Annotated in this window: 12 protein-coding genes; 8 read left to right on the top strand and 4 right to left on the bottom strand. The window is 64.0% G+C overall.

The features are described from left to right. Positions 1-97: 97 nt before the first annotated feature. On the bottom strand, positions 98-1,267 hold the full coding sequence (sucC, locus tag DT603_RS04440) for an ADP-forming succinate--CoA ligase subunit beta (protein ID WP_162348641.1): 1,170 nt from the start codon (positions 1,265-1,267) through the stop codon (positions 98-100). 183 nt (positions 1,268-1,450) lie between these two features. Here sucC and DT603_RS04435 point away from each other — a divergent pair, with 183 nt between their 5' ends. The 8 genes from DT603_RS04435 to coaE all read left to right on the top strand — a co-directional run bounded on the left by DT603_RS04435 (position 1,451) and on the right by coaE (position 11,162). Beyond that, a complete protein-coding gene (locus DT603_RS04435; RefSeq protein WP_162348640.1) occupies positions 1,451-3,067 on the top strand; it encodes a sensor histidine kinase in 1,617 nt (538 codons plus the stop codon). 194 nt (positions 3,068-3,261) lie between these two features. After that, positions 3,262-4,659 carry a sigma-54-dependent transcriptional regulator gene (locus DT603_RS04430; RefSeq protein WP_162348639.1) on the top strand — a complete coding sequence of 466 codons (1,398 nt, stop codon included), beginning with the start codon at positions 3,262-3,264 and terminating at the stop codon, positions 4,657-4,659. 304 nt (positions 4,660-4,963) lie between these two features. Then, positions 4,964-5,401, top strand: coding sequence for a pilin (locus tag DT603_RS04425; protein ID WP_162348638.1), 438 nt, complete (start codon positions 4,964-4,966; stop codon positions 5,399-5,401). Between the two features lie 231 nt (positions 5,402-5,632). Then, positions 5,633-6,070: a pilin gene (locus tag DT603_RS04420; protein ID WP_162348637.1), complete on the top strand. Its 438-nt coding sequence runs from the start codon at positions 5,633-5,635 to the stop codon at positions 6,068-6,070. Between the two features lie 375 nt (positions 6,071-6,445). Then, positions 6,446-8,182 carry a type IV-A pilus assembly ATPase PilB gene (pilB, locus tag DT603_RS04415; RefSeq protein WP_162348636.1) on the top strand — a complete coding sequence of 579 codons (1,737 nt, stop codon included), beginning with the start codon at positions 6,446-6,448 and terminating at the stop codon, positions 8,180-8,182. A gap of 209 nt (positions 8,183-8,391) precedes the next feature. Then, positions 8,392-9,654: a type II secretion system F family protein gene (locus tag DT603_RS04410; RefSeq protein WP_162348635.1), complete on the top strand. Its 1,263-nt coding sequence runs from the start codon at positions 8,392-8,394 to the stop codon at positions 9,652-9,654. A 6-nt stretch (positions 9,655-9,660) separates the two neighbouring features. Beyond that, positions 9,661-10,524 carry a prepilin peptidase gene (locus DT603_RS04405; protein ID WP_162348634.1) on the top strand — a complete coding sequence of 288 codons (864 nt, stop codon included), beginning with the start codon at positions 9,661-9,663 and terminating at the stop codon, positions 10,522-10,524. Between the two features lie 20 nt (positions 10,525-10,544). Further along, positions 10,545-11,162, top strand: coding sequence for a dephospho-CoA kinase (gene coaE / locus DT603_RS04400; RefSeq protein ID WP_162348633.1), 618 nt, complete (start codon positions 10,545-10,547; stop codon positions 11,160-11,162). A gap of 19 nt (positions 11,163-11,181) precedes the next feature. Here the strand turns inward: coaE and DT603_RS04395 are convergent, their stop codons facing one another. The 3 genes from DT603_RS04395 to DT603_RS04385 all read right to left on the bottom strand — a co-directional run bounded on the left by DT603_RS04395 (position 11,182) and on the right by DT603_RS04385 (position 16,136). Beyond that, the gene (locus DT603_RS04395; RefSeq protein ID WP_162348632.1) at positions 11,182-12,144 is read right to left on the bottom strand and encodes a Nudix family hydrolase; all 963 of its coding nucleotides are present in this window, start codon (positions 12,142-12,144) and stop codon (positions 11,182-11,184) included. Between the two features lie 71 nt (positions 12,145-12,215). Next, positions 12,216-14,948 (bottom strand): preprotein translocase subunit SecA, encoded by a 2,733-nt coding sequence (gene secA / locus DT603_RS04390; RefSeq protein WP_162348631.1) that lies wholly within the window; start codon positions 14,946-14,948, stop codon positions 12,216-12,218. A gap of 237 nt (positions 14,949-15,185) precedes the next feature. Further along, on the bottom strand, positions 15,186-16,136 hold the full coding sequence (locus tag DT603_RS04385) for a M23 family metallopeptidase (protein WP_162348630.1): 951 nt from the start codon (positions 16,134-16,136) through the stop codon (positions 15,186-15,188). Positions 16,137-16,142 lie beyond the last annotated feature (6 nt).

Genomic DNA, 16,142 nt, shown 5'->3' with positions numbered 1-16,142 from the left:
TGCGCAAGCTGCGGCCGGAAAACGTCACGTCCTGCGGAATTTTCCGGAAGACGCCAGGGTCACGGTCGCGGCTCACGCCGCTGCTACATGATGTGGATCAGGCCGCCTGGGCAACGGCGGCAACCGCCTTGCGGGCACCATCGTTGATGTCGTCAGCGGTGATGATGTCCAGGCCGGACTCGCGCAGCAGCGCCTTGCCCGCTTCGACATTCGTGCCTTCAAGACGCACGATCACCGGCACCTTGACGCCCACGTCCTTGACCGCGGCGATGATGCCTTCGGCAATCATGTCGCAGCGGACGATGCCGCCGAAGATGTTGACGAAGATCGCCTTGACCTTGTCGCTGGACAGGATCAGCTTGAATGCCGTGGTCACGCGTTCCTTGGTGGCGCCGCCGCCCACATCGAGGAAGTTGGCCGGCTCGCCGCCGCTCAGCTTGATCACGTCCATGGTGGCCATGGCCAGGCCCGCGCCGTTGACCATGCAGCCGATGTTGCCGTCCATGGTCACGTAGTTGAGGTCGTGCTCGCTGGCCAGCACTTCGGTCTCGTCTTCCTGCGCCTTGTCGCGCATGGCCACCAGGTCGGGGTGGCGGAAGCTGGCGTTGTCGTCGGAATTGACCTTGCCATCAAGCACGGCCAGGTCGCCGTTGGTGAGGATGGCCAGCGGATTGAGTTCCACCAGGGCCAGGTCCTTCTCGTTGAACAGCTTGTACAGGCCCAGCATGATCTTGCTCAGCTGGTTGACCTGCTTGGCGGTCAGGCCCAGCTTGAAGCCGACTTCGCGGGTCTGGTACGGCTGCAGGCCCTGCACGAAGTTGACGTCCAGGGTCTGGATCTTCTCAGGCGTCTCTTTGGCGACGGTCTCGATGTCGACGCCGCCCTCGCTGGAGGTGATGAAGGTGATGGCCTGGCTGGCGCGGTCGACCAGCACGGAGAGGTAAAGCTCCTTGGCGATGTCGGTGCCCTCGGAGATCAGCACCGTGTCGATGGGCAGGGCCACGCCAGCGGACTGGTAGGTCTCCATCTTCGTGCCCAGCATCGCCTTGGCGTACTGCTTCACTTCGTCCAGGGTCCGGGCCAGCTTGACGCCACCGGCCTTGCCGCGGCCACCCGCGTGGATCTGGGCCTTGACCACCCAGAGGTCGCCGGGAATGGCTTTGGCGGCCTCGACCGCTTCATCCGGCGTGCGCGCGATGCGCCCGGCCGGCACTGCAATGCCGTATTCGGCAAACAACTGCTTCGCCTGGTATTCGTGGAAGTTCATGCATCACCTTGAGGGAGGAACAGAACACATCGCACGCGAAGGTCCGGGCGGGCCGGAGGGCGTGGATGGGCCGCCCATTGTCCCCCACCGGGTGCTGCGGTGCAAAACCGACCTTGGGCGTAGACCGGCCGGTCGGGAGGAACACTCCTTATACTGTGGGCTCCGCCGTCGGGAATCCCCCGCTTGACGCAGCGCCACTCGATCATCGCCCACATCGAATCCGCTCCCGGGCGCGAACTCTATTTTTTCTCCCTGTACCGGGTGCTCGAAGCGGGCATCCTGGCCGGCCTGATGTTCAGCCCGCTGTCCGGGGTGCTGGGCGAGCTGCGGGCACCTGGGCTGGGTACCGCGGTCACCGGCTTCTACCTGCTGTTCGCCATGGCGATGATGCTGCTGGGCCGGCAGCAGCGCTGGCTGGTGCCGCTGTTGCTGGTCGGCGTGGGCGTGGACATCCTGGTCGCCTGCCTGGCGACCTATGCCGTGCCGCAGGCCACCGCCGGCATCGCCATGCTGCTGCTCTTCAACGTCGCCGCCGCCTGCCTGCTGCTGCCGATGCGGCTGGGCTTCGCGGTGGCAGCCGCTGCCCCGGTGGCCGTGATCCTCGAATTCCTGGTGGAAGTATTCACCAAGCAGGTCACCGACCGGCCGGTCGCCGAAGTCATCATGTTCGCGATCAGCTACGCCGCGGTGGGCCTGCTCGCCAGCCAGGCCGGCCAGCGCCAGCGCTCCAGCCTGGCCCTGGCCGACCAGCGCGGCGCCGAGGTGGCCAACCTGTTCGAAGTCAACGAACTGATCATCCGCCGCATGCGCACCGGCGTGCTGGTGGTCGACGCCGGCAACCGCATCCGCCTGGCCAACGAGGCCGCCTCGCTGCTGCTGGGGGACGGCGGCGACGGCGAATCCGACGGCCGTGGCATCCACCTGCCGCAGGTCGCGCCCGAGCTGGCCCGCCGGCTGGACCAGTGGCGCAACGGCTGGCAGGGCGACGAAAGCGCCTTGCAACTGTCGCCCGACCAGCCCGAGGTGCAACCGCGTTTCGCCCGCCTGCTGGCTGGCAGCGAGCTGTCGCTGGTGTTCCTGGACGACACCAGCGTGGTCTCGCGTCGTGCCGAATCGCTGACGCTGACCGCCCTGGGCCGGTTTTCGGCCAGCCTGGCCCATGAGATCCGCAACCCGCTGGCGGCGATCAACTACGCGGTGCAACTGCTGGAGGAATCCAAGAGCATCATCGACGGCGACCGTCGCCTGCTGCAGATCATCCACCAGCAGTGCCAGCGCACCAACGGAATCGTCGAAAGCGTGCTCAGCCTGGCCCGGCGCGAGCGCGCCAGCCCGGAGAACCTCGACCTCAACGGCTATGTGCGCCAGTTCGTGGCCGAGTACCAGCAGAACATGTCGATCGAGACCGACAGCCTGGAAACGGTGATCGGCGGCAAGCCTGTGCACGGGCTGATGGACCAGCGCCACCTGCAGCAGGTACTGACGGTGCTGGTCCAGAACGCGCTGTATTACGGCCGCCTGCCCGGCGAGCCGGCCCGCGTGCGGCTGCGCGTGTTCCTGGTCGACCAGCGCCCGATGATCGACGTGCTGGACCGTGGTCCCGGCATTCCCGAAGGCGTGGCGGCGCAGCTGTTCCGCCCGTTCTACACCACCTCTGAACACGGCACCGGCCTGGGCCTCTACATCGCCCGCGAACTGTGCCGCGCCAACCAGGCCACCCTGGAACACGTCGCCGTACCGGGCGGCGGCAGCTGCTTCCGCATCACCCTGGCCGCACCGCATACGCTGATGCCCGCCTGATCGCGCCCGCACCACGCCACGGCGGGGGATGCCTGCCCTTGTAGGTCAGAGCTCGCTCGGATGCTTGGGCTTCGGTCGAGCCCAGGGCGTCCGGGCAAGCCCGGACCTGCCAGCCAAACGCGCCCTGGCAGCCGCTCCTACAACCCCCCGCAAACCGCTACACTTCGGGAACAGGGGCAATCCGAGGCTAAAGAATGAGCGAAAACCGCAGCGCCCTGATCGTGGATGACGAACGCGACATCCGCGAACTCCTCACCCTGACCCTGGGCCGCATGGGCCTGCGCATCGACACTGCCGCCAACCTGGGCGAAGCGCGCGAGCTGCTGACCCGCAACCGCTACGACCTCTGCTTCACCGACATGCAGCTGCCCGACGGCAACGGCATCGAGCTGGTTGGCGACATCAACCGCAACTATCCGCACATCCCGGTGGCCATGATCACCGCCTTCGGCAACGTCGAGCTGGCGGTCGAGGCACTTAAGGCCGGCGCCTTCGACTTCGTCAGCAAGCCGGTCGACATCAGCGTGCTGCGCGGCCTGGTCAAGCACGCCCTGGAACTCAACAACACCGAACGCGCCCCGCCCCCGCCCGCTCCACCGGAACACGCCAGCCGCCTGCGCGGCAGTTCGGCCGCGATGGGCACCCTGCGCGACACCATCGCCAAGGTCGCCCGCAGCCAGGCCCCGGTCTACATCCTCGGCGAGTCCGGCGTGGGCAAGGAACTGGTTGCCCGCACCATCCATGAGCAGGGTGCGCGCGTAGCCGGGCCGTTCGTGCCGGTCAACTGCGGCGCCATCCCGGCCGAACTGATGGAAAGCGAGTTCTTCGGCCACAAGAAGGGCAGCTTCACCGGCGCCCATGCCGACAAGACCGGCCTGTTCCAGGCCGCCAACGGCGGCACCCTGTTCCTGGACGAAGTCGCCGAGCTGCCGCTGTCCATGCAGGTCAAGCTGCTGCGCGCCATCCAGGAAAAGGCCGTGCGCGCGGTTGGCGCCTCGGGCGAGGTCGCCGTGGACGTGCGCATCCTCTCGGCCACCCACAAGGATCTGGGCGAACTGGCCAACGACGGCCGCTTCCGCCACGACCTCTATTACCGCATCAACGTGATCGAACTGCGGGTGCCGCCGCTGCGCGAGCGCACCGGCGACCTGCCCGAGCTGACCACCGCCATCCTCGACCGCCTGGCCGCAGGCCACGGCCGCAGCGTCCCGCACATGACCGCCGCGGCCATTGCCGCCCTGGCCGGCTACTCCTTCCCGGGCAACGTGCGCGAGCTGGAAAACATCCTGGAACGCGCCCTGGCCATGGCCGACGGCGACACCATCGATGCGCCCGACCTGCATCTGCCCCAAGGCAATGGCCACGGCGGCCGCGGCGCCCCGGTCGAGGTGCCCGCGCTGGCCGACGAGGCCCCGCTCGCCGGCATAGACCCCGGCGCCGGCGCCCTGCCCTCCTACATAGAGCAACTGGAACGGGCGGCGATCCAGAAGGCGCTGGAAGACAACCGCTGGAACAAGACCAAGGCCGCCGCGCAACTGGGCATCACCTTTCGGGCCTTGCGTTACAAGTTGAAAAAACTGGGAATGGAATAAGGGGGCGAAAAGCTGCCGAGCGTGACCGTCGTCAAGGTTGGCCCGTTATGGAGACCTGAAATCTGACCCAAAACGTCACTTGCTGACGCAACGGGTCACGGGGTAATGGCCATAAGCGCAGATCTTTCCGGAAACGGAAGGGTTGTCGACGCAGAGTTGAGCCGAGGGGGTAGAAAAAGTAGTTGGCACGCTTCCTGCGATCATCCCCGTGCACGTGGCACGTCAACCACGGCGCCCACGGTCCATACCAATATGGGACACGGGGCTTGTGTCCCATTAATCAAGCCAATCAGGAGTTTCACCCATGAAGAAGAACATGCAGGGCTTCACCCTCATCGAACTGATGATCGTTGTCGCCATCATCGCCATCCTGGCCGCCATCGCTCTGCCGGCTTACCAGGACTACACCATCCGCGCTAAGGTGACGGAAGCCGTTTCGATGGCCTCCGCTGCCAAGCTCGCTGTCGCAGAGACCGCGGCTGCTCAAGGCGGTTTGGCCAACGTTACCGTTGCCAACTCCGGCTACACCTTCACGCCGTCGGCGGCCACCAATGCCTACGTCGCTTCTGTCGCCATCACTCCGGTCACCGGTGTTGTAACGGTCACCACTAAGAACACTGGTGCGGCTGTTGCACCTGTCCTTACGCTTACGCCGGTTCAAGCAACAGTGAATGACCAGCTGCAGTGGACCTGCAAATTTACGGCTGGCTTGGCAAAGCACGTGCCGGCCAACTGCCGCTAATTGCCCCGGTCTGATCTGTTTGCATAAGACCCCGGCTTAGGCCGGGGTTTTTTTGCATGTAGCAAAATTGTGCTTAGTCAGGGATAGACGCGGCACGTGATTTGCAGTCCAGCGCTGGCATGGTAATTGCGTTTATTTACGAGCTACGCTGCGGGTGGTGCCGACCGTCTCCCGCTCGGCGGCAATCGTTACAAGCGCGGCAGATGGATAAGCGGCCAAGGGGGCAATTTTATGAAAGCGGATATTCGAGGCTTTACCCTCATCGAACTGATGGTCGTTGTCGCCATCATCGCAATTTTGGCTGCCATCGCGCTGCCTGCCTATCAGGACTACACAATTCGAGCCAAAGTGGCAGAAGGCGTAGGCATGGCCTCTTCGGCCAAGCTGGCCGTCGTTGAAGCAGCCGTCGCCCGAGGCCGCCTTGCCAATGTCACTTCCGCAAATGTCGCTTGGGCGTTCAATCCATCGACGGCCACTAACGCTTACGTTGCATCAGTGACAATAACTGCGGTAACAGGCGAGATAACAGTGACCACCAAGAACACCGGTGCAGTTGTCTCCCCGGTACTCAGGTACACGCCGACACAGGCCAACACAGACGACCAACTACAGTGGGCCTGTACTACGATCGCCGGTCTGGCAAAGCACGTGCCAGCAAGCTGTCGATAGCGATTGTTATAAAGTGAGCACCCACGACACTCCCTACGGAGGCCGGGCCTCCGAAGGAGCATATATGTTCACCCGCACACCAGCCTTCGATGGTTTACGATCGAGCCGCAGTGCAAATTGAGGCATGGTTCTCTGATCGCATAAACCTGGAAGCGCTTGATACTGGCTCCCTGCACGGACCAGTGGGTTCAATAAATCTGCCACTGCGGACCGCCTGCCGATTCGTCGTTTAGCTGAGCGATTAGTCAGGTAGTAGGCCATAGCAGCGCGCATGCGCTAGAGTTCGGATTGGCGCGCTACTTGCGCCTTAGGCTGCTTGCGCCTTAGATGGCTTTAAGCACCAGAGATTGTACCCAGCCACCAGGAATCAAACGCATGAATGCCGTCGTTGCTAATTCTCCAAACTTGGTCGGTATCACGGGTATCGCGCGCCGCCTGGTTTCCGACGGAGCACTGGACGAACACGCTGCACGGGCCGCGATGACAAGTGCGAGCGAAGCCAAGGTGCCTTTGGCCCAGTGGATCGCAGAGAAAAAGCTCGTCAGCTCTGCGCACATGGCCGCTGCCAATGCAATTGAGTTTGGCATGCCGTTACTCGACGTCAACGCATTCGACCCCGTCCATGGGGCGCTGAAGCTAATCAGCGAAGAGCTGTTGGCCAAACATCAGGTGCTGCCGCTGTTCAAGCGTGGCAATAAGCTATTTGTCGGAGTGTCTGACCCTACCCGCACTAATGCCCTCGACGAGATCAAGTTCCATACCAACCTCGTGGTAGAGCCGATCCTTGTGGACGAGGACTCGCTTCGCCGCACCCTCGAGCAGTGGTCCAACCTGACCGAGAGTTTGAATGACGCTTTCAACAGCGACGACGACGGCATGGAGTCGCTGGACATCTCGGGCGGTGAAGATGACGGCCCTGCCAGTGAAAGCAGTGGCGTAAAAGAAGACGACACGCCGGTCGTCAAGTTTGTCAACAAAATGCTGGTAGATGCGATCAAGCGAGGCGCCTCGGATATTCATTTCGAGCCATATGAAACCGATTACCGCGTGCGCCAGCGCATTGATGGCATCCTTAAGCAGGTGGCCAAGGCCCCTGTAAAGCTCAATATGCGCATCACGGCGCGGCTCAAGGTTATGGCTCAGCTCGATATCGCCGAGAAGCGGGTGCCACAGGACGGGCGCATGAAGTTGAATCTTAGCAAGACCAAGCAGGTTGACTTCCGCGTTAGCACGCTGCCGACTTTGTTCGGTGAAAAAGTCGTGCTGCGTATTTTAGACGGCAGTGCCGCCAAGCTGGGCATCGAAAAACTGGGCTACGAGCCCGATCAGCAGAAACTGTTCGAGGATGCCATCCAAAGGCCCTACGGAATGGTGCTGGTCACCGGCCCGACCGGCAGCGGCAAGACGGTGTCCTTGTACACGGCCCTGGGTATACTGAACGACGAGACTCGCAATATCTCCACAGTCGAAGATCCCGTGGAAATCCGATTGCCCGGAGTGAACCAGGTACAGCAAAACACCAAGCGTGGCATGACCTTTGCTGCCGCGCTGCGCAGCTTTCTACGCCAGGACCCGGACATCATCATGGTTGGCGAAATCCGCGACCTAGAGACCGCCGAAATTGCGGTCAAGGCCGCTCAGACTGGCCATATGGTGCTCAGTACCCTGCACACCAACGACGCCCCCCAGACCATTGCCCGCCTCATGAACATGGGTATCGCGCCTTACAACATCACTAGTTCGGTCACCTTGGTCATCGCGCAGCGCTTGGCCCGGCGCCTGTGCAACAAGTGCAAGCGGCTGGTGGACCTGCCGGCGCACGCCCTTTTGGCCGAGGGCTTCAGCCAAGCCGAAATCAATGCTGGCATCAACCTCTATGAGGCCGTGGGCTGCGAAGAGTGCACCGAAGGCTACAAGGGCCGCAGCGGCATTTATCAGGTCATGCCGATGAGCGACGAGATTGCTGCCATTGTGCTGGAGGGTGGAAATGCCATGCAGATAGCGCAGGCAGCCCAGCGTGCCGGGGTGCGCGACCTGCGTCAGTCGGCGCTGAGCAAAGCTCGCCAAGGCGTGACCAGCCTGGCCGAGATCAACCGCGTCACCAAGGACTGACTCTGTAGGAGCGGGCGTGGCCCGCGATACTGTTGGTTTCCGGGTATTCGGTACGGGCATCGCGGGCCAGGCCCGCTCCTATGGGAAGGCTTGTACGGTAGTTCCTAAACCCTGCGGGCCGTCACAGTGGCGAATACCGCTGGCCTTAATTACCCGTTACCATGCGCCATGACCGCTGGCGTGGGGATGCCGGCCTTGGGGAGTTGAAGATGGCCGTGACCCGTAGCGCAATGAAGAAAGTCGATCCCGCGGTTCGCAACACGAACCAGCTGGTGACGTTTGTCTGGGAAGGCAACGACAAGCGCGGCGTCAAGATGAAGGGTGAACAGCAGTCGAAGAACGTGAACTTCCTGCGTGCCGAGCTGCGCCGCCAAGGAATTACGCCCACCGTGGTCAAGCCCAAGCCCAAGCCCCTGTTTGGCAGCGCTGGGAAGCCCATTACTCCCAAGGAGATCGCCTTCTTCAGCCGCCAAATGGCGACCATGATGAAGTCGGGCATCCCGATCGTACAGTCGATGGAGATTATTGGCAGCGGCCACAAGAACGCGCGCATGAAGAAGATGGTCAAGGACATGCAGACAGACGTCGAGGGTGGTTCGTCCCTTTACGAGGCAGTGAGCAAGTTCCCGGTGCAGTTCGACGAGCTGTTCCGCAACTTAGTGCGTGCAGGTGAAGGCGCTGGCGTACTGGAGACGGTGCTGGACACCATCGCAACCTATAAGGAAAACCTAGAAACCCTGAAGGGCAAGATCAAGAAGGCCATGTTCTACCCGGCCATGACCATTGCCGTGGCCCTGATCGTCAGTGCGATTCTGCTGGTGTTCGTGGTGCCGCAGTTTGAACAGGTGTTCCAGAGCTTCGGGGCTGACCTGCCGGCCTTCACCAAAATGATCGTTGCAGCCTCGCGCTTCATGGTGTCGTATTGGTGGATCATGCTGTTCGCGGTAGCCGGCTCCATTTTCGCCTTCATCTACTTCAAGAAGCGCTCACTGGCGTTCCAGCATTTACTCGACCGACTCATCCTCAAGGTTCCGGTCATTGGCCAGATCATGCACAACTCCGCCATTGCGCGCTTCTCGCGCACCTTGGCGGTGACCTTCAAGGCCGGCGTGCCTTTGGTCGAGGCGCTGGAGACGGTGGCAGGCGCGACCGGCAATACCGTTTACGAAAAAGCGGTATTGCGCGTGCGCGACGACGTGGCCGTGGGCTACCCGGTCAACATGTCCCTGAAGCAGACCAACCTGTTCCCGCACATGGTCATCCAGATGGTGGCTATCGGCGAAGAGGCCGGCGCCTTGGATGCCATGCTGTTCAAGGTGGCCGAATACCACGAGCAGGAAGTGAACAACTCAGTCGATGCGCTGGCCAGCCTGATCGAGCCCATGATCATGGTGATCCTGGGCGTGCTGGTTGGCGGCATGGTCATTGGCATGTACCTGCCCATCTTCAAACTTGGCGCGGTGGTCGGCTGATCCTGCATGGCATTTCTTGACCAGAACCCCGCGCTGGGCTATCCCCTCGCGGCCGGTTTGGGCCTGTTGGTGGGCAGTTTCCTCAATGTGGTGATCCTGCGGCTGCCGCGGCGGCTGGAGTGGTCATGGAAGCGGGATGCGACCGAGATCCTGGAGCTGCCCGAGGTCTATGACCCGCCGCCGCCGGGCATCGTCATCGAGCCTTCGCACTGCCCGCACTGCAAGCACAAGCTGTCCTGGTACGAGAACATCCCGGTGTTCAGCTGGCTGGCCCTGCGCGGCAAGTGCCGGCACTGCAAAGCGCCGATTTCGGCCCAGTACCCCGCCGTGGAGCTGTTGACCGCATTGCTGGCGCTGGTATCGGTGTGGCATTTCGGTTTCGGCTGGCAGGGTTTCGGCGCGGTGTTGCTGAGCTGTTTCCTGGTCGCGCTGTCCGGCATCGACCTGCGCACGCAACTGCTGCCTGACCAGCTGACCCTGCCCTTGATGTGGCTGGGGCTGATCGCCAGCCTGGACAACCTTTACATGCCGGCCAAGCCTGCCTTGCTTGGGGCGATCGTGGGTTACGGCTCGCTGTGGGTCGTCTGGTGGGTGTTCAAGCAACTGACCGGCAAGGAAGGCATGGGCCACGGCGATTTCAAGCTGCTGGCCGCACTGGGTGCCTGGGTCGGCCTGAGCGGAATATTGCCGATCATCCTGCTGTCTTCGGTGGTCGGCGCCGTGATCGGTTCGGTCTGGCTGGCCATGAAGGGCCGCGACCGCGCCACCCCGATCCCATTCGGCCCCTACCTGGCCATCGCCGGCTGGATCGTGTTCTTCTGGGGCAAGCCGATCATTGACGCCTACATGAAGTTCTCCGGCCTGGCGTAACCCGCGCGTAGGACCAAGCGATGAGCGATTACTGCATCGGACTCACCGGCGGCATCGCCTCGGGCAAGAGCGCGCTGGAACGCGAATTCGCGGCGCGCGGCATTTTCGTAGCGGATGCCGACCTGATTGCGCGGCAGATCGTGGAGCCGGGACAGCCTGCACTGGCGGCCGTGGCCGCGCATTTCGGGGCTTCGGTGTTGTCTGCCGACGGCAGCCTCGACCGCGCCGGTCTGCGCGCCTACGTCTTTGGCGATGAAACGGCGCGGCACGCGCTGGAGGCAATCCTGCACCCGCTCATCCGCACCACCTTGCTGGACCAGTGCCGCGGCGCCGACAGTCCCTACGCAATCGCGACCATCCCGCTATTGACCGAGGGAGGCGGCCGCAGCGCCTATCCGTGGCTGGACCGGATCCTGGTGATTGATGCCCCGTTCGCCACGCAGAAAGACCGGCTCATGGAGCGTGATGGCATCGATTCCGATCTGGCCGAACGCATGATCGCCGCCCAGGCCAGTCGCGCCCAGCGGCTCGCGCTGGCCGACGACATCGTGGTCAACGACGGCTCCCTCGGCCACCTGCAACAAGCCGCCGCCGATCTGGACGCCCGCTACCGTGCCCTGGCCGCGGCAGCGTCATAGGAGCAGGCAAGGCGCACTCCTACGGGAGGCTCGGCCACAACGCGCGGATGGCGGCAATGCCTTGGGCACCTTGCTGGCGGGCGTGGGGGATGGCGGAAGGCGCCAGGCCCCCGATGGCGTAGAGAGGCAGCGAGACTGACTCGCGCAGGGCCGCAAAGCCTTCCCATCCCAGCACCGCACCACCCGCATGCGTGGCAGTGGGCAGCACGCTGCCCAGCACCGCGAAATCGCAGCCCAGTGCCTGGGCCAGTTGCAGTTCCGCGACGCCATGGCAGGACGCCGCGACCGGCAGGCCTTCGGGCAAGGGGCGGGCCGGCAGCCCGGCAAGTTGCGAGGCGCGCAGGTGCACGCCAATGCCCAGTTCGCGGGCCAGGACGATGTCGCCGTTGACCAGCACTTCCGCCTTGGCCTTTCGGCACAGGGCCGCGGCCTGGGTGACGAGTCCGGGCCAGCCGGCCTGCGACTGCCCGGCAGGCGCCCGCAACTGCACGCGGCGGATGCCGGCGGCCAGGGCCCGGGACAGGGAGGCCAGCCACGCCTTTCCGTCTTCGTCGGGTTCCGGGGTCACCAGGTAGCGATCGGGCTGCAGCAGGGCGGCGACTACCGGACGGTCGGCCGGCGGCATGGGATAGCGCACAAGTTTGCCAGGCGCCACCCAGGCCAGGGCCTGGCCTTCCACCCCGCGCGGCGTGCCCTGCCAGGCGGTCACCCGGCGCACGTCCAGGACCAGGCGCTTGTCCGGGTATTGCTGCGGCACGTTGATCAGCGGCGCACCCACCTGCACCGTAATGCCCAGTTCTTCCTGCAGTTCGCGCACCAGCGCCGCTTCGGGTGATTCACCCGGCTCGCGCTTGCCGCCTGGAAATTCCCACAGACCGGCCAGGTCGCGGCCATCGGTGCGCCGCGCCAGCAGGACGCGGCCGCGCACGTCGGTGATGACGGCGGCGACCACGTGGATGAATCGCTGCGGGGAAGGAGGCATGCCCCGAGCTTGCCGGCAAGGAGGCCCGCAACGCAAATGAAAAGGGCGCCTTGCGGCGCCCTTTTTGTTTTTCAGCTCAGCTGCCCATGGCAGTGCTTGAACTTCTTGCCGCTGCCGCAGGGACAGGGATCGTTGCGTCCGACCTTGGGTCCGTCGCGGCTGACAGGCGAAAAGCCCAGCTGTGCGGCTTCGACATCGGCCGCTTCCTCGTCGGCGCTGTAGCCGCCCGCCTCCTGGTGCTGGAACTGCAGCTGCTGCGCGCGGGCGGCCGCGATGCGACGTTCCTCGGCTTCCAGAGCGGCCACTTCCTCCTCGCTGCGGATGCGCACGCGCGCCAGCACCGTCACCACTTCGCGCTTGACCTTTTCCAGCATCTCGGAGAACAGCTCGAAGGCTTCCTTCTTGTATTCCTGCTTCGGCTGTTTCTGCGCATAACCGCGCAGGTGGATGCCCTGGCGCAGGTAATCCATGCTGGCCAGGTGCTCCTTCCAGCTCTTGTCGAGCACGGTCAGCATGATGTGCTTTTCCAGCGAGCGCATGGTCTCCGGACCCAGCTGCGACTCCTTCTCCTCGAAGTGCGCGGCCATGGCTTCCTGCACGCGGCGGCTGATCGCCTCGGCGTCCAGTTCCCCGGTTTCCAGAGGCCAGCTGGTGACCGGCAACGGCAGCCCGGCTTCGACCGCCAGCTCCTGCTCCAGGCCTTCCAGGTCCCATTGCTCGTCGACCGAATTGGGCGGCACGAATTTCGCCACCAGGTCCTCGACCACGTCGCCGCGGATGCCCTCGATGTTGTCCTTCACCGACTCGGCGTCCAGCAATTCGTCGCGCTGGTTGTAGATGACCTTGCGCTGGTCGTTGTTGACGTCGTCGAAGTCCAGGAGGTTCTTGCGGATGTCGAAGTTGTGCGCTTCCACCTTGCGCTGCGCCTTCTCGATCTGGCGGCTGACCAGGCGGTCCTCGATGACGTCGTCTTCCTTCATGCCGATCAGCTTCATCGCCTTTTGTACCCAGTCGCTGGCGAAGATGCGCATCAGGTTGTCTTCCAGCGACAGGTAGAAGCGCGAGGAACCCGGGTCGCCCTGCCGGCCTGAGCGGCCGCGCAGCTGGTTGTCGATGCGGCGAGATTCGTGGCGCTCGGTACCGACGATGTGCAGGCCGCCGGCGGCGACGACCTGGTCGTGGCGCTGCTGCCACTCGGCTTTCACGCGCGCACGGTCGGCAGCGGTAGCTTCTTCGGGCAACTCCTCCAGCGCCGCATCCAGCGACCCACCCAGGACGATGTCGGTGCCGCGACCGGCCATGTTGGTGGCGATGGTGATGGCGCCGGGCATGCCGGCGTTGGCCACGATATGGGCTTCGCGTTCGTGCTGCTTGGCGTTTAGCACCTCATGCGGCACGCCGGCCTTGCCCAAATGCTCGGACAGCAGCTCGGAGGTCTCGATGGACGTGGTACCCACCAGCGCCGGCTGGCCGCGCGCATAGCAGTCCTGGATGTCGACCAGCACCGCATTGAACTTGCCGTTGCGGTTGAGGAAGACCTGGTCGGGCGAATCCTTGCGGACGGTCGGGCGGTTGGGCGGGATGACGATCACTTCCAGCCCGTAGATGCTCTGGAATTCGAAGGCTTCGGTATCGGCCGTGCCGGTCATGCCCGACAGCTTGTTGTACATGCGGAACAGGTTCTGGAAGGTGATGCTGGCCAGGGTCTGGTTCTCTCGCTGGACCGGCACGCCTTCCTTGGCTTCGACGGCCTGGTGCAGGCCGTCGGACCAGCGGCGCCCGGTCAGGGTGCGGCCGGTGAATTCATCGACGATGATCACTTCGCCATCGCGCACGATGTAGTCGACGTCACGCTGGTAGATCGCGTGCCCGCGCAGCGCGGCGTTGAGGTGGTGGACCACGCTCAGGTTGTTGGCGCCGTACAGGCTGTCCTCTTCGCTGGTCAGGATGCCGGCTTCGCGCAGCAACTCCTCGGCGTGCTGCATGCCGGATTCGGACAGGTGCACCTGCTTGCCCTTCTCGTCGACCCAGAAGTCGCCTTCGCCGTCTTCGGCTTCCTGCTTGATCAGCTGCGGAACGATGCGGTTGACCCGGATGTAGAGTTCCGGCGACTCGTCGGCGGGCCCGGAAATGATCAGCGGGGTGCGTGCTTCGTCGATCAGGATGGAGTCGACTTCGTCGACGATCGCGTAGTTCAGGCCGCGCTGGTAGCGGTCCTCGCGTGACATCGCCATGTTGTCACGCAGGTAATCGAAGCCGAATTCGTTGTTGGTGCCGTAGGTGATGTCGGCGGCATAGGCCTCGCGCTTGTCGCCATGCGGCATGCCGGGGTAGACCACGCCGACGCTGAGGCCCAGCCAGCTGTAGAGCTTGCCCATCCAGGCGGCGTCGCGGCGCGCAAGGTAGTCATTGACGGTGATGACGTGGACGCCCTTGCCTTCCAGCGCATTGAGGTAGGTGGGCAGCGTGGCGACCAGGGTCTTGCCTTCGCCGGTGCGCATCTCGGCGATCTTGCCCAGGTGCAGCACCATGCCGCCGATCAGCTGCACGTCGTAGTGCCGCATGCCCAGCACGCGACGCGAGGCTTCGCGACAGACCGCAAAGGCTTCCGGCAGGATCTTGTCGACGGATTCACCATCGGCGATGCGCTTCTGCAACTCGGGGGTCTTGGCTTTCAGCGCCTCGTCCGAGAGCTTTTCGAGCTCCGGTTCCAGCGCGTTGATCTTGCCGACGCTGCGCTGCAGCTGCTTGAGCAGGCGTTCGTTGCGACTACCGAAGACACGGGTGAGCAGACTGTTGATCATGTAGGGAACCGGTTGGGAGGGAGCACCGGGCGCAATGGCTGGATGCCGGGCAGTGTGGATTCCCGGAAATGGCCTGCGCCCAAATGGAACAGGGCGCAAAGCGCCCTGTGGCAACTGCCTATTGTAGCTTGGGGCGGCAGCCAGTGAATCAAGGCTCCCATGCAGCGAGCGGAGCACCGGCTGGCGCTCCGTTCGGAAAGCTGGCCTCCAGGCCCGGCCGATCCTGCCCGGGGTAAACTAGCCGCGGATGACCTTGCCGGTCGGGGTGGGGCCTTCGCCCAGGAACTTGCGCGGATTGACCACGGCGCCGTTCTCCCAAACTTCGAAATGCACGTGCGCGCCGGTGGAGCGCCCGGTGGAGCCGGCCTTGGCGATTTCCTGGCCAACCCGCACCAGGTCGCCCACGCGCACGACCAGCCGCGAGTTGTGCGCATAGCGGGTCACGTAGCCATTGCCATGGTCCACGTCGACCACGTTGCCGTAGCCACTCTTGACCCCGGCGAAGCTGACCACGCCGTCGGCCACGGTGAGCACCGGGTCGCCCACGCTGGCCTTGAAGTCGATGCCCTTGTGGTATTGGCCGCCGCCGCCGAACGGATCGGCACGGCCGCCAAAGCCCGAGGTGATGTAGCTGTTGAGGATCGGCAGGCGCGAGGGCATGGCATTCTTGTCCAGCTCGCGGTTGAACAGCAGCGCTTCCAGCACCGACAACTGCTTGCCCGAGGCGGCGAACTGCTTCTCCAGCTGGGTCACGCCCGCGTCCAGCGCCTTGGGCGCCATGTCGAAGGCCTGGTCGTTGCCGCCGACGCCGACCGGTTCATTGAAGTCGAACTCGCCGTCCTGCAACTGGCCGACGCGGGTCAGGCGTTCGCCCAGCGCGTTCAGGCGGTTGGCCTGGGCCTGCAGTTCACCCAGGCGCGCGGCCATGGCGTTGACTTCCTGCTGGGCGCCGCGCCGGACCTGATCCAGTTCAGACTGCTGGCGCTCGGCCTTGGCCTGCAACAGGGAGACCTGGCCCATGCCGGCGGCGCTGCGGCCGCCGAAGCCGACCAGCAGGCCGGCGAAAAGCAGTAGGCCGGCACTGGCGAGCGGGCGGGCATGGACGAATCCACGCGCCTGCCGTGACATGCTGGCCTGCTTGTGCGCCAGGCGGGCGCGCGAATTGTTTAGGATGTTTTGTAAATTCATGGATAC

This window comes from Pseudoxanthomonas gei, assembly GCF_010119615.1.
Lineage (GTDB): Bacteria > Pseudomonadota > Gammaproteobacteria > Xanthomonadales > Xanthomonadaceae > Pseudoxanthomonas_A > Pseudoxanthomonas_A gei.
Note: the sequence above shows the minus strand (reverse complement) of the source record. Positions and strands in the feature narration are given on the sequence as shown.